This is a genomic window from Corallibacter vietnamensis, assembly GCF_039537875.1.
GTDB lineage: Bacteria > Bacteroidota > Bacteroidia > Flavobacteriales > Flavobacteriaceae > Corallibacter > Corallibacter vietnamensis.
Genome location: NZ_BAABBI010000001.1, coordinates 745898 through 764845, shown reverse-complemented (window position 1 = coordinate 764845; position 18948 = coordinate 745898). Strand labels below are relative to the sequence as shown.

At 31.1% G+C, this 18948-nt stretch carries 19 protein-coding genes; 5 read left to right on the top strand and 14 right to left on the bottom strand.

The features are described from left to right. Nucleotides 1–71: 71 nt before the first annotated feature. Genes ABD690_RS03475 through ABD690_RS03460 form a run of 4 tightly spaced genes read right to left on the bottom strand, consistent with a single transcriptional unit; the run spans nt 72 to nt 3391 of the window. On the bottom strand, nt 72–779 hold the full coding sequence (locus ABD690_RS03475) for an ABC transporter ATP-binding protein (protein ID WP_344727081.1): 708 nt from the start codon (nt 777–779) through the stop codon (nt 72–74). A 13-nt stretch (nt 780–792) separates the two neighbouring features. Then, complete coding sequence (locus tag ABD690_RS03470) at nt 793–2274, bottom strand: DUF5687 family protein (RefSeq protein ID WP_344727079.1); 1482 nt, start codon at nt 2272–2274, stop codon at nt 793–795. Nucleotides 2275–2319: 45 nt separating this feature from the next. Next, complete coding sequence (locus ABD690_RS03465; RefSeq protein ID WP_344727077.1) at nt 2320–3009, bottom strand: hypothetical protein; 690 nt, start codon at nt 3007–3009, stop codon at nt 2320–2322. A gap of 43 nt (nt 3010–3052) precedes the next feature. After that, a complete protein-coding gene (locus tag ABD690_RS03460) occupies nt 3053–3391 on the bottom strand; it encodes a PadR family transcriptional regulator (RefSeq protein ID WP_344729285.1) in 339 nt (112 codons plus the stop codon). Nucleotides 3392–3503: 112 nt separating this feature from the next. Here ABD690_RS03460 and ABD690_RS03455 point away from each other — a divergent pair, with 112 nt between their 5' ends. Then, nucleotides 3504–4559: a ferredoxin--NADP reductase gene (locus tag ABD690_RS03455; protein WP_134198367.1), complete on the top strand. Its 1056-nt coding sequence runs from the start codon at nt 3504–3506 to the stop codon at nt 4557–4559. A 151-nt stretch (nt 4560–4710) separates the two neighbouring features. Here ABD690_RS03455 and ABD690_RS03450 read toward each other — a convergent pair whose 3' ends face one another. Together ABD690_RS03450 and ABD690_RS03445 are read right to left on the bottom strand one after the other, a co-directional pair. Beyond that, nucleotides 4711–5736: a glycosyltransferase family 9 protein gene (locus tag ABD690_RS03450; RefSeq protein ID WP_344727073.1), complete on the bottom strand. Its 1026-nt coding sequence runs from the start codon at nt 5734–5736 to the stop codon at nt 4711–4713. Between the two features lie 25 nt (nt 5737–5761). Then, a complete protein-coding gene (locus ABD690_RS03445) occupies nt 5762–6370 on the bottom strand; it encodes a DUF4254 domain-containing protein (protein ID WP_129759747.1) in 609 nt (202 codons plus the stop codon). A gap of 70 nt (nt 6371–6440) precedes the next feature. Here ABD690_RS03445 and upp point away from each other — a divergent pair, with 70 nt between their 5' ends. Further along, the gene (gene upp / locus ABD690_RS03440; RefSeq protein ID WP_344727070.1) at nt 6441–7100 is read left to right on the top strand and encodes a uracil phosphoribosyltransferase; all 660 of its coding nucleotides are present in this window, start codon (nt 6441–6443) and stop codon (nt 7098–7100) included. Here the strand turns inward: upp and ABD690_RS03435 are convergent. Beyond that, nucleotides 7089–8015, bottom strand: coding sequence for a DUF6427 family protein (locus ABD690_RS03435; RefSeq protein WP_344727068.1), 927 nt, complete (start codon nt 8013–8015; stop codon nt 7089–7091). The genes upp and ABD690_RS03435 overlap by 12 nt on opposite strands. A 79-nt stretch (nt 8016–8094) precedes the next feature. On the opposite strand from ABD690_RS03435, the gene ABD690_RS03430 reads away from it, so the two are divergent. Next, a complete protein-coding gene (locus tag ABD690_RS03430) occupies nt 8095–8322 on the top strand; it encodes a DUF6341 family protein (RefSeq protein ID WP_344727066.1) in 228 nt (75 codons plus the stop codon). Here the strand turns inward: ABD690_RS03430 and purD are convergent. Beyond that, nucleotides 8317–9588 carry a phosphoribosylamine--glycine ligase gene (gene purD, locus ABD690_RS03425; RefSeq protein WP_344727064.1) on the bottom strand — a complete coding sequence of 424 codons (1272 nt, stop codon included), beginning with the start codon at nt 9586–9588 and terminating at the stop codon, nt 8317–8319. The genes ABD690_RS03430 and purD overlap by 6 nt on opposite strands. Nucleotides 9589–9644: 56 nt before the next feature. Here purD and ABD690_RS03420 point away from each other — a divergent pair, with 56 nt between their 5' ends. Together ABD690_RS03420 and ABD690_RS03415 are read left to right on the top strand one after the other, a co-directional pair. Further along, nucleotides 9645–10982 (top strand): phenylacetate--CoA ligase family protein, encoded by a 1338-nt coding sequence (locus tag ABD690_RS03420; protein WP_344727062.1) that lies wholly within the window; start codon nt 9645–9647, stop codon nt 10980–10982. After that, the gene (locus tag ABD690_RS03415) at nt 10983–12146 is read left to right on the top strand and encodes a glycosyltransferase family 4 protein (RefSeq protein ID WP_344727060.1); all 1164 of its coding nucleotides are present in this window, start codon (nt 10983–10985) and stop codon (nt 12144–12146) included. On the opposite strand, the gene ABD690_RS03410 is transcribed toward ABD690_RS03415, so the two are convergent. The 6 genes from ABD690_RS03410 to ABD690_RS03385 form a co-directional block, all read right to left on the bottom strand. Next, nucleotides 12143–13501: an undecaprenyl-phosphate glucose phosphotransferase gene (locus ABD690_RS03410; protein ID WP_344727058.1), complete on the bottom strand. Its 1359-nt coding sequence runs from the start codon at nt 13499–13501 to the stop codon at nt 12143–12145. The genes ABD690_RS03415 and ABD690_RS03410 overlap by 4 nt on opposite strands. Next, nucleotides 13502–14488 carry a UDP-glucuronic acid decarboxylase family protein gene (locus ABD690_RS03405; protein ID WP_344727056.1) on the bottom strand — a complete coding sequence of 329 codons (987 nt, stop codon included), beginning with the start codon at nt 14486–14488 and terminating at the stop codon, nt 13502–13504. Further along, complete coding sequence (locus ABD690_RS03400) at nt 14488–15798, bottom strand: UDP-glucose dehydrogenase family protein (RefSeq protein ID WP_344727054.1); 1311 nt, start codon at nt 15796–15798, stop codon at nt 14488–14490. Before ABD690_RS03400 ends, ABD690_RS03405 begins: the two co-directional genes overlap by 1 nt. Before the next feature lie 88 nt (nt 15799–15886). Then, the gene (locus tag ABD690_RS03395) at nt 15887–16636 is read right to left on the bottom strand and encodes a WecB/TagA/CpsF family glycosyltransferase (protein ID WP_344727052.1); all 750 of its coding nucleotides are present in this window, start codon (nt 16634–16636) and stop codon (nt 15887–15889) included. Further along, a complete protein-coding gene (locus tag ABD690_RS03390; protein ID WP_344727050.1) occupies nt 16614–17831 on the bottom strand; it encodes an O-antigen ligase family protein in 1218 nt (405 codons plus the stop codon). Before ABD690_RS03390 ends, ABD690_RS03395 begins: the two co-directional genes overlap by 23 nt. Further along, the gene (locus ABD690_RS03385; protein ID WP_344727048.1) at nt 17797–18945 is read right to left on the bottom strand and encodes an O-antigen ligase family protein; all 1149 of its coding nucleotides are present in this window, start codon (nt 18943–18945) and stop codon (nt 17797–17799) included. Before ABD690_RS03385 ends, ABD690_RS03390 begins: the two co-directional genes overlap by 35 nt. Between the last annotated feature and the right edge of the window lie 3 nt (nt 18946–18948).

The window sequence follows — 18948 nt, the reverse complement described above, 5'->3', positions numbered from 1 at the left end:
AGCTACATATATTATGTAATGCTGTAAAAATAAGCATCTTTTTGAATTATTATGAAAAAAACGACGGACTTTTAAATAGTTTCTGTCCCAGAAAAATGTGCTTCTAACTCTTTTAGAGTTGCTTCGCTAGTTTGTAAATCTTTAATAATTTCTCCTTTTTCTAATACAACTATACGCTCACAAACATCAGTTACGTGTAATAAATCATGACTAGAAACAAGTACTGTAACCCCTTTTGTAGCTGCTAAATCTTTAATAATTCCTTTTAAACGAATTTGTGTTGTAGGATCTAAATTTGCAAATGGCTCATCTAGAATTACAACATCAGGGTTGCCTATGAGCGCTGCTACAATTCCAGCTTTTTTCTGATTTCCTTTACTTAAGTCTCTTAAATATTTTTTCTGCCCAAGTATTTCGCCATGAAAAAAGTCGGTGTATTGAGACACTAGAGCATCAACATCAGCTTTATTTTGACCGCGTAATTCACCTATGAAATAAAAGTACTCTTCAGGAGTTAGGTAGCCTATTAAAAAGCTTTCATCAATAAAGGCTGACGTAAATGGTTTCCAATCTTCACTTTCATCTACTTTAATATTGTTGTTTTTTATATATCCTGTTGTAGGTTGAATTAAATCTAACAACAAGCTAAAGTATGTGGTTTTTCCTGCACCATTATTCCCTACTAATCCAAAACTTTGTCCTTTAGGGATTTGCAAATCTGCTATATTTAAAACCGTTTTTTGGCCATATGCTTTTGAGAGGCTTGATGTGTGTATCATAATACGTTTTTAATTAATTATCTTGACTAAATGCACTAATCATTTTATACTTTGAGGCTAAATATTTTTTGGTAATAACATTCATTATTTTTTGATGAAGAACAATACCTAAAATACCTATAATCACCAATACTAAACACGCTATTTCGAAATTAACTAACCAATAGACAACCCCAAAAATAGCTAGAGGTAAAATCATAAGAGGTAAGCCTATTAACCACTGAACTGCGCCTGTTCCTTGATAATTAAAAGCTGCTCTTTGATTTAGGTCAATCTTCTTTCTGTTATAAGAGCCTCCTAATAAAATAACATGTGTGTTTATCCCTATATTATAAATTGCAGCTGCAAAATGAGCTAATAAAATTTTCCATCCAAAGTACACATACGGAATACTCAACACAAACAAGATTACTACACTCAAACTCATTAGTGTAAATTTTGACTTAAGATATTGTTTGTATTTAATATTCTGACTCATTAGCATTTTGTAATAACCGCTATCCCAAGCCGGCACAAACTGACCAAAATTGATTAAGAAAATTCCTGTAACAAAAATGCCTATAAACCCATAAAACCATGGCTTGTCAGCATAATTAGGATTAGGATAAAAAATAAGTCCATACAGTAAACCAAAAATCACCAGAAACACTGTAGATTTAGGACGTTTGTTTCTCCATATTAGTTTTAAATCTAACTGCATAAAAGGTGCAACATCACCAAATCTTTTTGTCCATTCTAAATTAGAAGAATTTACCTCCTTAACATTTGATTTTAAAGAGCTATCTAAAAACAGTTTTTTTCTCAGCATTTTAAAGTTTACAACATACAATGCTATCAAAATCAATATTGGAACTAGCAATAAAATAGGATTGTTGTAAACACCATTTACTGCCTGCGCTACTAAATCGGTAAACGAAATAATGTTGAAATAGTTTAAAGCAAATACTCCTCCTGAAATTGCAATTACCGGAAGAAAAGACAATTCCGTTTCAGCAGAAAAACTTTCTAAAATAAAATTTAGAAAATTAATAATTAGCGTTATACAAAGTATGGTTAGAACCCAAACTAGGACAGAAACAGTTGGGTAGTCGTTTATCAACAGCATTATCCCAAAAGGAATAATGGCAAACATTGGTAAAAAGTTGAAAAAAGAAAAAGCAGATTTCCCCAACACATAGTTTACCACCTTACTGCGTTTAACAGGCAATGTCAACAAAGGTTTAACACTCATTACTGGTAGCTTCTGAAAAAAGAACCTCATGAGTACATCAACAATAATCCAATAAAAAATATAACTATTAACTATAAATAATGGATCTTTATCTGGAAATTGGTCTTTTAGAATCGGATAAATTGCTACTCCTACTATCAAAAACATTACTACAAAGCACAAGGCAAAAAACACAAGTAAAATATTAAGCGCTATATTTTTTTGCCAGTAAGATGACCTAAAGTATTGTTTCCATTCTAAATTAATAAAGTGTTTTAAAGTCATTTTTTGTGCTGGTTTTATGTATTAGTAATATTACAACACTTTTTGTTACAAAGAAAACTCTGGATATGTTTCGTTTAGTAATTCTTCTGCTTTATCTGGTATTAATTTAAAGCTGATAAAATTCACCAGTGTAAGTAACGTAAATATTAGTGTCAACCCTATTACCGCATAGCTATTATTCACAAATTCTTCGGTAATATTAAAAACATTATAAAACTGTGATAAAAACAAAAAAGAAATACCACCTGCTTGTTTAAAAATCATTTCTTCAAGCAACCACTTTTTATTAGATATTTCTTTGCGTCTTCTAAACTGCCTGTTTAATTGCACGCTTTTATAAATACACCATGCAGAAATGATTAAGTAAAAAAACACAGCAAAAACACTTACATGATTTGAAGAAAAAGCTAAATAATACATACAAAACAAACTTATGGTTGTTAGAATTTGTGGCACTTTAAACCATTGTATAAGTTCTTTGAACAGGTAACTCATATAGCGCTTATTCATTGCTTTTTGTTTTTGCTCAATAGCTTCCATAAAGCCAAAAACGCCAAATTTTTTAAACGCTCTATCTCTTGCTGTTTCAAACTCTAACGCTGGCTTTTCTTGCCACATGGATTCAATATCATTTGCTAAATGATCAACCAATTCGGTTTGTAAATCATAATGCTCTACAAAGTGTTTTCTGGTAAACGCATAAAGATCCTGTATATGTTGTTCTGAAAGTTTCATTAGGTATTTGATAATTTTTGCACTTCTTTTTAGGTTAGGTACTTTAATCTAAACTAAATTTAGGATTAACTAACGTCTGCATTGTTTTAATATACTCTGCTAATTCTTCTAGCTTATTTACTGTTTCTTTAGTTCCGTTTTCAGTAAGTTTATAATATTTTCTTAAACGGTTATCTACTTTTACAACCTCAACATCTAGCAAACCTTGAGCCTCTAGTTTATGTAACGCCGGATACAATGCGCCTTCGGTAATTTGAAGCTCGCCTTTTGTAAGCGCCTTTACCTTTTGCGTGATCTCATAACCATACATTTTATCATTCTCGTTTAATAACTTTAAAATGATTGTGTTTAAACTGCCCTTATATAACTTTGAATTACTCATAACAACACAAATATACATAATTTTCTTATGCATAAGTTTGTTATGTATTATTTTAATCTTAAAAACGCATCAAAAACAACCATCCTTTCTTATTTTTGTAAAAAAATAATTCATGGCACAATTTCATAAACTCACCATAAAAGATATACAAAGAGAAACTGATAAATCTGTAACTATTAGTTTTCATATTCCTGAAACATTAAAAAGCGAATTCTCGTTTACAGCAGGACAATACATAACGTTGAGAACTACCTTAAATGGTAACGAAGTTCGTCGTGATTACTCCTTGTGTTCGTCGCCTAAAAGTGGTGAGATAAAAGTTGCTGTAAAAGAGGTAAAAGACGGTACATTTTCTGCCTACGCAAATAATGTATTAAAAGCAGGAGATACTATAGATGTTGCACCACCAAAAGGACATTTTACATTTGTTCCTAACGATAAAAAAACCAAAAACATTGCTGCTTTTGCTGCAGGAAGTGGTATTACTCCTATATTAAGTATTATAAAATGTGCGCTAGAAGAAGAAGTTCATAGTGAAGTGATTTTGGTTTACGGTAACAAAACCACACAAGACACCATGTTTCTAAACGAACTTTTAGAACTACAGCATAAATATAGCGAGCGTTTTTCTATCCAATTTGTGTTTAGTCAAGCTGATGAAGACGATGCTATTTTTGGTAGAATAGAAAAAAGCACCGTGAATTATGTTATGAAAAACAAACATAAAAACATAGATGTTGATGCTGTGTATTTATGTGGTCCAGAGGCTATGATTCACACCGTTAAAGATGTATTAACCGAAAACGGAATAGCAAAAGACCGAATTTTATTTGAACTTTTTAAAGCTGCAAAACCTACCGAAGTTGATAATAGTTCAATTGGCGAAGGACAAACAAAAATCACTGTAATTGTTGATGATGAAGAAGCAACTTTTGAAATGTCTCAAAAACAATCCATTCTTGAAGCAGCTTTAGATGAAGATTTAGACGCTCCATATTCTTGCCAAGGCGGAATTTGCAGCAGCTGTTTAGCACGAATTAAAGAAGGTGAAGCTACCATGCGTCAAAATAATATTTTAACCGATAATGAAGTAGCTGAAGGCTTAATTTTAACGTGTCAAGCGCATCCTACAACACCAACAATTGTTGTGGATTATGATGATATTTAATTAATAGATTCAGATTTTAGACTTTTTCACCTTAAAAAACAACTTGTTTTGTCATGCTGCACTACGATGCAGCATCCATTTATATTAATATGTTTCAATGAGATTCCGAGTCAATCGTGTAATGACAAGTTTCTTTAAATAGATTCCTTGCCTACGCAGGAATAACTGACTGTATTTTCTCTACAACTGTTTTAACCGGAATACTTCCAGCGGCATTTTTATAGTCTTCTGGAAATTTATTACCGTAAACCGACGTTGGAATTTTTGGATATTGTGTTCTATCTGCTAATAAGCAAAAATCTTCTGGTTGGTTAAAAGGAGTAAAACCAGCATACGGATGTGTAACACCCCAAACTGTAATGGTTTTTACACCTAGCATAGCAGCAATATGAGCGTTACCGGAATCCATAGAAAGCATAACATCTAAATTTGAAACAACATCCAATTCTTCATCAAGTGTTAATTTTCCTGCTAGATTAATAATGCCTTTTTCTTGAGATTCAAAATAGGTAAGTGTTTGTATTTCTTTTTTTCCGCCACCAAATAATAAAATAGTATACTTTTCAGCAAGTTGCTCTATCACTTCTTGCATTAAATCAAGCGGATACATCTTACTTTCGTGAGCAGCAAAAGGCGCAATACCAATGCGCTTTTTTTGCGCATTTCCAATAATTTCAATTCCTTTTTTACTTAATGGCTTCTTTTCAGGAAAGTTAGGATTTGATAAATCTATCGGAAATCCTAGTGTTTTAAAAACGTCGGCATATCGCTGATGTGTTGTTTTAAGTTGCTTGAATTCCTGCCCTGAAACAAGGGCTTTCTTTTCAGCACGACCTTTATCTATTTGTACGGTTTTTATTCCGAAGAGAAAGGTTTTTAAAATATTAGAACGCAACACATTATGCAAGTCGGCAACAGCATCTATTTTTAATGCTTTTAACTCTTTAGCCAACTTGTAAAGTCCTAAAACGCCTTTGTGCTTATGTTTTACGTCAGCATGAAACACGCTAACATTTTTTAAATCTCTAAAAAAAGGTTTAAAAAAAGCGCGTGTTAATACGGTAAGTTTTACATCAGGATATTGCTGTGTAAACGCACGTAACACATTTACTGTCATAGCAACATCTCCCATTGCTGAAAGACGAATAACGAGTATGTGTTTAGGCGCGTCTTGCATTAGATTGCTTTACTAGCAACGCTGTTTATTTACTAGCGCGAAGAACTGGGTTTAGCTCATCGTCGTTATACATTTTCATTTGCTTATACACTTTCATGTACTTGTCTCCGTTTTCAATATCTTTTAAAAGCGTATCAATTGCGGTAGAAAGGTCTACACGTTGCTCTAAAAGTACGTCTAACTTCTTTTGGCAAGCTGCTCTGTGCGCATCACTAGCATCAGTTCTTGTTGCCTCTACATTCATGTGATAAATTTTTAATGCTAAAATTGATAATCTATCAATTCCCCAAGCTGGACTTTCGGTATTTATCGTAGCATCTGGTTTTGGAGTAACATCTTTATATTTATCTAAAAAGTAGCTGTCAATATATTCAACAGTATCTGTTCTATCTTGGTTTGAAGCATCAATTTTACGTTTTAAAGCTAATGCATCAACAGGATCGATATTTGGGTCTCTAATAATATCTTCGTAAGCCCATTGTACCGTATCAATCCAGCATTTTCTGTATAATAAATGTGCAATGACATCTTCGTTTTTATCATACTTGTTAGTAAATGGTTGATCTACGGTATTTTTAATTTTGTACGTGTTTATAGCATCTTGAAAAATGCTGTTGGCTTTATCTGAAAACATATCTTTTAATTTTAAAGCTACAAATATAGCTCTATTTCTTAACTTTACCGAAACCAAACACCAATATCAAATGCAGATACATAACCTTACAGAAACGAATTCGGTTTTAAACACCTTTATTACAGAAATGCGAGATGTTAATACACAAAAAGATCCGCTTCGTTTTAGGAGAAACATAGAACGCACAGGAGAAATTCTAGGTTATGAATTAAGTAAAGTTTTAAATTATAAAGCAAAATCTACAACAACACCGCTTGGTGTTTCAGAAACCATGCTGATTAATGATGATATTGTGTTATGTTCTATTTTAAGAGCAGGAGTACCTTTACATAATGGCTTGTTAAACTATTTTGATAAAGCTGAAAACGCATTTATTTCGGCTTACAGACATCATAAAGACAATCCTGAAAGTTTTGAAATTATTGTAGAGTATTTAGCGTGTCCAAACCTAGAAGGCAAAACACTTATTTTAGCAGATCCTATGCTTGCTACAGGACAATCTATGGTTGCAACTTTTGAAGCTTTAAAGCCTTTTGGAACACCAAAAGATGTGCACTTAGTTAGTGTTATTGGCGCTCAAGAAGGTGTTGATTATGTTTCACAACATTTTGATACTAACACGCATTTGTGGATTGCCACTATTGATGAGACGCTAAACGAAAAAGGTTATATTATTCCTGGATTAGGAGACGCAGGTGATTTAGCTTTTGGAGCAAAATTACAGCACTAGGCTTATAATGGGCGTGATTATTAATATCCAAATCAATAATTCTTTAAACCATTTTTCTGAAATCATTTCTAAATAGTTTGTCATAATTATTGCTAATGGTGCAAAAAGAAAAATAAATTCAGCTCCTGTTTTTTGAGGAGAAATAATGATGATAACAAGCGCAATTAATGTGGCTATAAAAACCAAATAGTAAGCCGGTTTTTTAGTTCTTGACTTTGTATTTATTCCTTTAAAATAATACACCAACGCCCACACAAAATATGAGAACATTATTGTAGATGAAATTATAATGGACTGCTTGTTTAGTTTGCTGAAATCAAAACTAATATCATAATTAAAGCTTGAAATGTAAGTTTCAATATCTGTATTTGTAACAATTAAAACGCCAGTTGCAAGTAATGCAACAGCAATAATTCCTAGAAATGGAATAATCCCGTTTTTTATATCAGCAATGGCATATAATACTAAGGCTACAAAAATGAGAATAAAAAAAAGCGAAGCCCAAAAATACAAGAGTGTTGCAACACTTAACCAAAATGCAGCATCAAACAGTTTTTTCTTTATCTCTTTTTTACTACGTAAACTAATAATTCTTCTTAACGCTAATAAAACAAACAGATTAGAGACCAGTATTTTAGAATTCAAAAATGTTTGAGGAAGCATAATTAGAAACAACGTAAAAAACAGGATCTTGTAACTGTTTTTTTTTGTTAAATCGTTTTTTCCTGACAGAAAATCAAACACAAAAATTGAAAACAAACAAACCACAAAAAGGGCTATTTGTTTTAAAATATTTAGAGCTTCTATAGGTTCGTTACCAAGAAAAAACTTAACAAATATGTAAACAAACAACAACACACTACTTGTTACTACAAAATGTATTGGTTTTGCTTTGCTAAAAAAACTTGAAATCATTTATATTGTTTGTATATTTGCCTTGTAAATATATTGATAAACCATTTAAGCTCGTAAAGAGTACCTTAAATTATATACAATGAAAGATTTTTTCTACGCCATTCAAGACTTATTCGTCAATGTTTTATTTTCACCTCTTGATGCTTTAAGAGAACTTGAACTAGAAAATTGGTGGGCAGCCAATGGTCTAAACTGGATTTTTATGATTATCTGTTTTATCGCTTTTGTTTACTGGATGGGACAGCTTAAAAAATATAACGATAATAATGAAGAAGATAAAAGTATATCTTCGCATTCTTACCTATAAATCGAAACCAATATCTTTTCGATAATTCATCTTATCAAAATGTAGTTTATCTATGTTTTGATAAGATTTTTTTAGTGCCTCATTATATGTGTTTCCATAGCTAGTAATAGCCATTACACGTCCGCCAGATGTCACTACTTTTCCTTCTTTTACATTTGCCCCAGCATGAAATGGAATAGAACCTTCTACAGCTTCTAATCCTGTAATTTCTTTTCCTTTTTCGTAAGCTTCAGGATAACCGCCAGAAACTAACATAACAGTTGTTGCTGCACGCTTGTCAATCTCTATTTGTATGGTATCTAATGTTTGATTTGCTATGGCATTAAATATTTCTACAATATCGTTTTTAAGTCTTGGTAAAACTACTTCGGTTTCAGGATCTCCCATGCGTACATTATACTCTATAACTTTTGGGTCGTCTCCTACCTTTATTAAACCAATAAACACAAATCCTTTGTATGGTAAATTATCTTTTTGAAGTCCGTCAATTGTTGGTTTTACAATACGTTCCTCAATTTTATTTAAAAACTCTGGTGTGGCAAACGGCACAGGAGACACTGCTCCCATTCCACCTGTATTTAAACCTGTATCACCTTCGCCAATGCGCTTGTAATCTTTTGCTGTTGGTAAAATTTTATAGTTTTTTCCATCTGTAAGCACAAAGCAACTCAACTCAATGCCATCAAGAAATTCTTCAATAACAACTTTTGAACTTGCATTACCAAACTTGGCATCAACCAACATGTTTTTAAGCTCTGTCTTGGCTTCTTCCAAATTATCTAAAATCAAAACACCTTTACCAGCAGCTAAACCATCTGCTTTTAATACATACGGCGGATTTAAAGCCTCTAAAAAGGCGTAACCTTCCTCAACATTACTAGCATTAAAACTTTGATATGCAGCAGTAGGAATATTATGACGCATCATAAACTCTTTTGCAAACTCCTTACTACCTTCTAACTCAGCAGCCGCTTTTTCTGGACCAATTACAGACACATGCTTTAAGGCACTATCATTTAAAAAATAATCATGAACACCTTGAACCAATGGGTCTTCAGGACCAACAACAACCATATCTATTTGCTTGTCGATTACAAGCTTTTTTATGGCATCAAAATCAGTTACCGAAATATTGATGTTTTCAGCAATACTAGCAGTCCCGGAATTTCCAGGTGCTACAAAAAGGTTATTGCATAAAGGGCTTTGTGCTGTTTTCCAGGCAAAAGTATGTTCTCTTCCTCCTGATCCAAGTATTAAAATATTCATGTTGTGTTATGTTTGCTGCAAAAATAATTGCTTTTACGCTTAAAAAATAATTAGTTTTGAAAAAAGATTTTATGAGTTTTTACAACACTGTCCTTAAAAGCCTTATACTTCCTATCGGAGATAGGTTTTTTGGTGGCACATATTTAAAACATTTAAAATCTTGGCAAAAATTAGATACTAAATCAGAGTTTGAGTTAAAAGAAATACAACAACAAAACCTCAAAGAGATTCTTTTATATGCAAAAACGCATGTACCTTATTACAAAAACATAAGCCCCGATAACCTATCTGATTTCCCTATTCTTACAAAATCGATTTTAAGAGACCGTAAAACCGATTTGATTTCTTCTGAATTTGATATTACCACACTAGATAAGCATCATAGCAGCGGTAGTTCAGGCGTGCAGTCGTTTACATACATGACCAAGGATCACACATTTTACCTACGTGCTTTACAAACCCATTGGTGGCAATGGAGCGGTTATAAAATGGGTGATAATTTATTACAATTTGGTATTTCGCAAAAGCGTTCTTTTTTAAAAAAATTAAAAGATATTTTTTATAGATGCACATATGTCAAAGCTTTTGGCTTATCAGAAGAAGAATTAAAACTTACGTTGCAAAAAGTATCTAAAAAAAAGCGTTTGTTTATCGCTGGTTATCCTTCAGTAATAAACCAATTAGCTAAAGCAAGTATTGATTCTGGAATTACACCCAATGTTATTGGCGTTATTTGTTTTGGAGATAAGCTATTTGATTCATACAAAGCAACGATTCGTCAGGCTTTTGGAAATAATATAAATCTAGTTGACACATATGGCTGTGCAGAAGGCTTGCTCATGGCTTGTAAAAGTGATTTAGATTTCTATTATGTCATGTCACCTCATGTATATTTAGAGCTTGTTGATGACGCAGGAAACCCTGTTGAAGACGGAGAAATGGGACATGTTTTAGTAACATGTTTAACAAATAAAGCGATGCCTTTAATTAGATATAAGTTGGGTGACTTGGCTATAAAATTGCCTAAAGAGAAACATCCTAAAAATCAATTATTAAATTATCCTTTGTTACAAAAAGTTGTAGGACGAGAAACAGATGTAATAAAAACAACAAAGGGAATCACACTAAACATTCATAGCTTTACTGGTGTTTTAGAATACTATCAAGCTATTAAACAATATAAAATCATTCAAAACGATTTAGAAAGCATTACAATTGTTTATATTGTTGACACCAAATATGAATTTGATAACGTTATTTTAAACGACATAAAATCTAAACTTGATATTTTAACAAACCATTGTTTAACTATTGTTTTCAAAGAGGTAAATAAAATATCACCTACTAAATCGGGAAAACCTCAAATTATAGAGTCAAACTTGAAACCATCTTAAATGAAAGATGCCTTAATAATAACCAACTATTTTCCACCTGAAACAGGAGCTGCATCAAACCGTATTTTTCATTTAGCCGAAGGACTACAAAAACAAAATTATTCAGTTTCAGTAATAACACCATTACCTAATTACCCTAAAGGCGAAATTTTTGATGATTATAAAGGTGTTTTTAAAAACACCTCGGTAGAAAATAGTATTACCATACATCGTTTATGGATTTACGCTAGCAATTCTAAGAACAAACTAAAACGTTTAATAGCTATGCTTTCATATAGTTTTAGTTTAATTTGGTTTTTTATGTGGCATAAACTCCCTAATAAGGTTATTGTACAATCTCCGCCGCTTTTAGTTGCTTTTACTTGTATGTTTTTTATACGAAATAAGAATCGTAAACTTATTTTAAATGTTAGTGATTTATGGCCAATTGCAGGCTTAGAATTAGGCGCTTTTAAAAAGAACTTTAGTTACAAACTTTTAGAGCGCATTGAACGTTTTAATTATAAAAAAGCAGATTTAGTTTTAGGTCAAAGTGAAGAGATTTTGGCACACATAACATCTATTTTCCCCAAAAAAAACACCTTTTTATATAGAAACTTCCCAGATTTTGACCCGCCAAAACTTGTAGAAAAACCTACAAACCACAGAAAAATAAAAATGGTTTATGCTGGTTTGCTAGGCATTGCTCAAGGTATTTACAAACTTTGTACAGAATTAGACTATAACAACATACAGTTTCATATTTATGGCGCTGGTGCCGAGAAAGAAAGTATTGAAAACTTGATTGCTACAAACCCTAAATTAGATATTGTTTATCATGGTGAAATTACTCGTTCAGAACTCCATCAAGCACTCTTACATTACGATTTAACAATAATTCCGCTATTAAATAGAATTTATGGCTCTGTCCCTTCAAAAATATTTGAATATGGCAAATTAGGGCTTCCTATGCTTTATTTTGGTGGTGGCGAAGGAGAAACTGTTATAAAAAAACATAAATTAGGTTGGGTAGTTCCTTCATCAGATTATAAAGCGTTAAATCTTCAGCTTTCAAAAATTGCTATTACAGAATTAAATCATCGGTTTAAAAACCAAATACAAAAAACTGCCTTAAAAAACTTTGACTTTGAAAGACAGCTGCACGTATTGGTTAAATCTCTCTAATAAGCCTTTTCTTCTCCTTTTACTGCATTTATAAAGGTTCTTAATATAATTTTTAAGTCCAAGAGTATAGACCAGTTTTCTATGTAAAAAATATCGTATTTAACACGACCTATAATATCCTTATCGGTTTCTACTTCTCCTCTAAAACCACTTATTTGAGCCAAACCTGTTATGCCTGGTTTCACGAAATGACGCACCATAAACTTGTCTACTTTTTTTGCATACATGTTTGTATGGCTAACCATGTGTGGTCTTGGACCAACAACAGACATATCACCAAATAACACATTAAAAAACTGCGGTAGCTCATCTATACTAGTCTTTCTGATAAATTTTCCAACTTTAGTAACACGTTGATCTCCTCTTGTTGCTTGATGTAAATGCGCATCTTTGTTTGGAGTCATCGATCTAAATTTATAACAATCAAACTCTTTATAGTTAAATCCGTTTCTTGACTGTTTGAAAAACACAGGGCCTTTTGATTCAAGTTTAATTAATATTGCGATGATTGGCGTAAGCCATGAAAGAATAAAAATAATTACTAAAGATGAAAATAAAATATCAAAAGCTCGCTTTATAAACATGTTTACAGAATCCTCCAAAGGAATATCCCTTAACGAGAGTATAGGAAGATAGTCGTAATACTCATATTTAAGTTTTTTAGAGTAGATATCTTTATTATCTGGTAAAAACTTAAGAATCTTTAAGTTGTTATCTGCAAAGTCTATAACTTGATGCATTTGAGAATTTGATAGCTCTGAAATAGAACAATAAATTTCGTCTACATGTTCAGATTGAAGAAACTGAAAACAAGACTCTAAACTAAAATTATCTTTATCCTTAACATTAAACGTTTTTTTATGTATGTAACCATATTCTGGATTTTGATTAAAAAAACTCTCTAAAGCTAGTGTTTGTTTGTTTTTTCCAAGTATTGCCGTAACCCTATAGTTTCCACCAAAAGCTGTTCTATACTTTTGAAGTAAATAGTAAAGTGCAAATTTAAATAGACCTATAAGTATAAAAGCGTATAGGATGTACTTAAAGATTGTTTGAGGCCTTATGTTTAAATCATGATTAAACCCTGAGAATGCAAAAATTAATAACGTAAACAATACTAGTTGTCTAAAAATCAGTGTTAATATTGTTGTTTCTCGAGTATACCTATATACCTCATAAAACTTTGAAAAAATAGACAGTATAATCCATGATGTTGTTGAAACTATAAGAAATACAATCGGATCTATACTTTTAAAAAAGTATAGAATAGCCAAACTATTTATAATACTTAAATCTATTAAGTATGATATTGGCCTTAAATACCCTGAATATCTTCCTTGTTTAAATGAACTCACTTATCTTTTTATATGTTTAGTAAAATTTTTATGCTCGCTTTTTCGAAGCTCGTCATAAGAAAGGCTTTTAAAATAGTTGAACGTTTTTTTCATACCTTCTTCCCTATCAACTTTAGGTTCCCATCCTAAAAGTTTTTTGGCTAAAGAAATATTAGGTTGACGTTGAAGAGGGTCGTCTTTTGGAAGTTCTTTATAAACTATTTTTTGATCAGTTTCAGTTAATTTTATTATTTCTTCAGCAAAATCTTTAATTGTAATTTCATGAGGATTACCAATATTTACGGGATAAGAATAATCACTGAATAGTAGTTTAAATATACCGTCTACTTGATCATCAACATAACAAAAAGATCTTGTTTGAGAACCATCTCCAAAAACCGTTAAGTTTTCACCTCTAAGTGCTTGCCCCATAAATGCTGGTATAACACGACCATCATTGAGTCGCATTCTAGGGCCATAGGTGTTAAAAATACGAACTATCCTTGTTTCAAGGCCATGAAACCTATGGTAAGCCATCGTTATAGATTCTTGAAAGCGTTTAGCTTCATCATAAACGCCTCTAGGACCTATAGTGTTTACATTTCCGTAGTAGTTTTCATCTTGCGGATGCACTAATGGATCTCCGTACACTTCTGATGTAGATGCAATTAATATTCTAGCTTTTTTAGCCTTGGCTAAACCTAGTAAATTATGCGTTCCTAAAGATCCTACTTTTAGTGTTTGAATAGGAATTTTTAAATAATCTATTGGACTGGCTGGTGAAGCAAAATGAAGGATGTAATCTAAATCTCCTTCTATTTTCACAAACTCCGTAACATCATGTTCAATAAATTGAAAGTTTTCATTTTGTAATAGGTGTGTAATGTTTTTTTTATCACCGGTGATAAAATTATCCATTCCTATAACATAAAAACCTTCACTTATAAACTTGTCACATAAATGAGATCCTAAAAAACCAGCTGCTCCTGTTATTAAAATTCTTTTCATTAATGCACTGTCTTTCTACCTATAGAAGCATAATAAAACCCTTCATTTTTGGCATCATTTACATCATATAAATTTCTACCATCAAATATAACAGGGTGCTTCATGTTGTTTTTTAACTTTTTAAAATCTGGTGTTCTAAATATACTCCATTCTGTACAAATAATCAATGCGTCTACATCTTTTGCTACATCATACATATTTTGAATATAGTTTAACTTATCAGCAAACTTACGCTCTACATTTGACATTGCTTCAGGATCATAGACATTTATTTTTGCTCCTCTGGCTAACAATTCTTCTATTACATATAATGCAGGAGCTTCTCTAATATCGTCTGTTTCTGGCTTAAAAGCCAAGCCCCAAACAGCAAAGGTTTTTCCTTTTAAATCGTTATTAAAATAGCTTTCTATTCTTGGTATAAGAATTTTCTTTTGTGTATCATTAACCTTAATTACGGCGTTTAAAATATCAAAATTATAATGATTGTCTTTTCCAGACTTATGTAATGCTTTTACATCTTTAGGGAAGCAAGAACCACCATAACCTATTCCTGGAAATAAAAAGCGTTTTCCTATTCTTGAATCGGTACCCATACCAACTCTAACTTTATCGACATCAGCACCTACTTTTTCACAGAAATTAGCAATCTCATTCATAAATGTGATTTTGGTTGCTAGAAAAGAGTTTGCCGCGTATTTAGTTAGTTCTGCTGATTTTTCATCCATTATTAAGATTGGGTTTCCAGACCTTACAAAAGGTTTATAAAGCTTCTCCATAAGCTTTGTTGCTTTGTCAGAGCTTGAACCTATTACAATTCGTTCTGGTTTTAAGAAGTCGTCTACAGCAAAGCCTTCTCTTAAAAATTCTGGATTGGATACTACATCAAAATCTATAGTGGTTTCTTTTGCTATGGTTTCTTTTACCAAATCTGCTGTACCAACTGGAACAGTGCTTTTATCTACAATTACTTTATAGTTCTTTATAAGTTTACCTATATCTTTAGCGGCTCCTAAAACATAAGATAAATCTGCAGAACCATCTTCATCTTCTGGTGTTGGTAGAGCTAAAAATATGATATCTCCATGTGATAAACCTTCTTCTAAAGATGTAGAAAATTTTAAGCGATTTGCTTTAATATTTCTTTCAAAAAGCACATCTAGGTGTGGTTCATAAATAGGAACTACGCCTTGTTGCATTTTTTCTACTTTAGTTTTATCTATGTCTATACATAAAACATTGTTTCCTGTTTCTGCTAAACAAGTTCCTGTAACAAGACCTACGTAGCCTGTTCCTATGACTGATATGTTCATTTATATTTAATTTATTTTCAACAAAAATAAGCAAGTTACTTTAGAAACTTGTTTATTGATTAATAATTATTTAAGGTTAATACACAATTTATTTCTTTAAAAACTTGTGCTTAAAAACAAGTAATATAAAATTAGTGTTTCCTATCAGGTAACGTTTCCACATGCGTTTTGGTTCTTGAATAAACCTATAAAACCACTCCAAACCGACTTTTTGCATCCACATAGGGGCTCGTTTAACTTTACCTGCAATTACGTCAAAACTACCTCCCACACCCATAATAAAGTTAACATTTTTTAGTAAGTTTTTATTATCATATAAGAAGTTCTCTTTTGTTGGAGAGCTAATGGCTACAAAAAGTATATTTGCTCCACTATGCGCTATTTCTTTAGCTATGTTTTTTTCTTCTTCTTTTTTAAAATAACCATTTCTATAGCCTGCTATAATACTTGTTGAATATTGTGAAGCATAAATATCAACCACTTTTTTTACGACTTCTTCTTTAGCGCCAAAGAAAAATATCTTATAATTATTTTCATGTGCTTTTTTTACTAAATTCACCATAAGGTCGATACCTGCAACACGCTCTTTAAGTGGCTTTCCTAATATTTTAGATGCCCAAACAACAGCTTGACCATCAACATTTATTAAATCACTTTCATTAACACTTTTTCGTAGTTTTAAATCCTTTTGCATGGCTACAATTTTACCTGCGTTAACTACCACATGATGTATTTGCTCTTTTTTGTCTATAGATTCTTTAATTTTTGCAAGTGTTTCTTGCATACTAAAGTTGTCTATGTTTGCATTAAGAATATTATGTCTTATTGTTGTTTTCATTAAAAAAATATTGTGTTTTTTTTGGAGGGTAGGAAATTAATATTGTAACAAAAAAAGTGTAAAAAGTTATTCCTTTGTGAACATCTAAAATCGATTCTGTTAAGCTAATTACCATTACAGATATTATAAAAGATGATAACATCTTGTTATTGTCTCTAACACCAATAATCAAAGGGTATATAAAAATTATAAACAAAGAAAAACCTCCTCCTATTATTCCATTTCGCGCGAGGTTTTCCAAGTACTGATTATGAGGATTATACTTGTACTTATAACCCATAAGAAAATTCATGCTTTTGTATTCTTTTATTAATTCATCCATTAAATCTCCTGTACCTGTACCAAACCAAAAATTTTCTTTAATTATATTAGTCGCTGCTTCTATTTTCCCAAGTCTTGAAGATATACTTTGGTAATTATTTTCATCAAATCGAATTTGGTTTATCTGCTTAAACTGATAAAATTTTTGACTTACTGATGGAATACTAATCAATAACAAAACTCCAATTAACAAGTAAAAGCATATTAAAAAAGCTCTTCTCTTCTTTGATTCAATAAAAACAAATGTTGATATGATAGCGGAAAGTATAGCTAAAACAAAAATTATTCTAGCAGAGGTCATTATTGCAGAAAGCAGAAAAAAACATGCCAAAAAAACAAAAGCATTTCTTTTTTTGCCTTTTGCGTACTTCAAAGCAAACCAATAACCAACAATATTATACATTCCTAAATAAGTAGAATGATAAATATCTGTAGTTACAATCATATAAAACTTTGCTCCAAAATTGAAATTATAAATAAACAGATACGTTAAATAAACATCTATAATTACAAGAGAAATTAAAAACGTTAAGATGACTTTGTTTTTAAAAATGTACTCATTTAAACTTGTTAAAATAAGTGGAAAAGCTATAAAACTAAGGTTTTTTAATAAGAAACTTAAACCGCTATCTATATTTAAAGTGTTTAAAAAACCAAGTGAATAAACAAAAAAAGGAGAGCTTATTAAAAATAATTTAAATGAGTTTTTAAATATTGCTTTTTTGTAAAAAAAAGCAATATTTAAAAAACTTAAAGCTGTAAGGCTAATAATAACAATGCTGCTAAAATTTAATTTAACAGGTAGTATTGTAAAGAGTATAAATAAAGAAACCAGTGTTCTAGTTAATTTTGCTATGACATTTTTTATACTCATATATTAGAATTAGTATCAAAGTAATATTAAAAGGGTAATTAACTATGGCATTACCAAAAAACATGGGTATAGCCGCCATTATAACAATATTGAAGTTCTTACAGGTAAATTTATAAATTCTTTTGAAAAAACCTAAAAACAATATAACACCAAGGACACCATACTCTAATAAGACTTTAACAAAATCATTATGAGGGTCTTTATCCATAAATTCATACGGTAAATAGCCTTTCGTTAAGTGATCTACTCCTAGCCCAAATAACATTGTAAAAAAAGATTCTGAAAAAAAAGTAAAAATTAGTTTAGACCAATAAATAATACGCCACACAAAGGACCCATATCCTCCAGCTCTATTAACTCCATCAATAGTATAAATATCAACCCTATCTTTTATAAATTCCCAAGTCAAAAAATCTATTGAGCTTATTTGTTCTGAAATTTTATCAGAACTATTTATAACTAATAATGCTAATAATAGCAAAATAGTAAAAAAAACAGTTTTTTTAATAAAAGAAACTTTTTTAGTCTTAATAGCATTATATAATACTAAAGTCAAGACAACCAATAACCCTCCAGTAGACTTTGTTAGTAGTAAAGATAAAAACAGTGTAAACAAAATCACTATATATAAATACATCTTTTTAAAAGGATTATGAAACACCATGAAATATATACACATTGTTAAGACATAGGCCAAATGGTTGGAATGTTCAAAAATGTTTTTATAACGACCCCAATTCCAATCTAAATAAACCTGAAAAAAGCTCATGGGTAGCGTTATTAAAAAATATAATGCTATCAACATGAAGACTTTTTTTATATTGTCTATAGTCGTATATGATACAAGTACTGCAAAAAAGAAATAAGCTACAAATCGCAAACATCCCTTTAAAGAAAACATATTTAATTCAAAAAACAATAAGGTTTGTATAGCTACAAAACACAGGCAGAAAAAAACTACATAAGCATATGTTTTACTTATGGGGTTTAAAGTTAATATAGCTTGTTTTTTTAAAGAAATATGTAAAAAAGAAAGTATAGGTATAATTATATATAACCCTTGATGAAAAAAAGCAGATAAAAAAAAACAAACTAAAATAACTATTACAGTCATCTT

What these genes read in the sequence shown, in the direction of transcription:
- ABD690_RS03445 (WP_129759747.1), bottom strand. Translation starts at nt 6,370, where the DNA reads ATGTTTTCAGATAAAGCCAACAGCATTTTTCAAGATGCTATAAACACG.
- ABD690_RS03395 (WP_344727052.1), bottom strand. Translation starts at nt 16,636, where the DNA reads ATGAAAACAACAATAAGACATAATATTCTTAATGCAAACATAGACAAC.
- ABD690_RS03465 (WP_344727077.1), bottom strand. Translation starts at nt 3,009, where the DNA reads ATGAAACTTTCAGAACAACATATACAGGATCTTTATGCGTTTACCAGA.
- ABD690_RS03405 (WP_344727056.1), bottom strand. Translation starts at nt 14,488, where the DNA reads ATGAAAAGAATTTTAATAACAGGAGCAGCTGGTTTTTTAGGATCTCAT.
- ABD690_RS03415 (WP_344727060.1), top strand. Translation starts at nt 10,983, where the DNA reads ATGAAAGATGCCTTAATAATAACCAACTATTTTCCACCTGAAACAGGA.
- ABD690_RS03435 (WP_344727068.1), bottom strand. Translation starts at nt 8,015, where the DNA reads ATGATTTCAAGTTTTTTTAGCAAAGCAAAACCAATACATTTTGTAGTA.
- ABD690_RS03390 (WP_344727050.1), bottom strand. Translation starts at nt 17,831, where the DNA reads ATGAGTATAAAAAATGTCATAGCAAAATTAACTAGAACACTGGTTTCT.
- ABD690_RS03460 (WP_344729285.1), bottom strand. Translation starts at nt 3,391, where the DNA reads ATGAGTAATTCAAAGTTATATAAGGGCAGTTTAAACACAATCATTTTA.
- ABD690_RS03400 (WP_344727054.1), bottom strand. Translation starts at nt 15,798, where the DNA reads ATGAACATATCAGTCATAGGAACAGGCTACGTAGGTCTTGTTACAGGA.
- upp (WP_344727070.1), top strand. Translation starts at nt 6,441, where the DNA reads ATGCAGATACATAACCTTACAGAAACGAATTCGGTTTTAAACACCTTT.
- purD (WP_344727064.1), bottom strand. Translation starts at nt 9,588, where the DNA reads ATGAATATTTTAATACTTGGATCAGGAGGAAGAGAACATACTTTTGCC.
- ABD690_RS03450 (WP_344727073.1), bottom strand. Translation starts at nt 5,736, where the DNA reads ATGCAAGACGCGCCTAAACACATACTCGTTATTCGTCTTTCAGCAATG.
- ABD690_RS03385 (WP_344727048.1), bottom strand. Translation starts at nt 18,945, where the DNA reads ATGACTGTAATAGTTATTTTAGTTTGTTTTTTTTTATCTGCTTTTTTT.
- ABD690_RS03455 (WP_134198367.1), top strand. Translation starts at nt 3,504, where the DNA reads ATGGCACAATTTCATAAACTCACCATAAAAGATATACAAAGAGAAACT.
- ABD690_RS03430 (WP_344727066.1), top strand. Translation starts at nt 8,095, where the DNA reads ATGAAAGATTTTTTCTACGCCATTCAAGACTTATTCGTCAATGTTTTA.
- ABD690_RS03475 (WP_344727081.1), bottom strand. Translation starts at nt 779, where the DNA reads ATGATACACACATCAAGCCTCTCAAAAGCATATGGCCAAAAAACGGTT.
- ABD690_RS03470 (WP_344727079.1), bottom strand. Translation starts at nt 2,274, where the DNA reads ATGACTTTAAAACACTTTATTAATTTAGAATGGAAACAATACTTTAGG.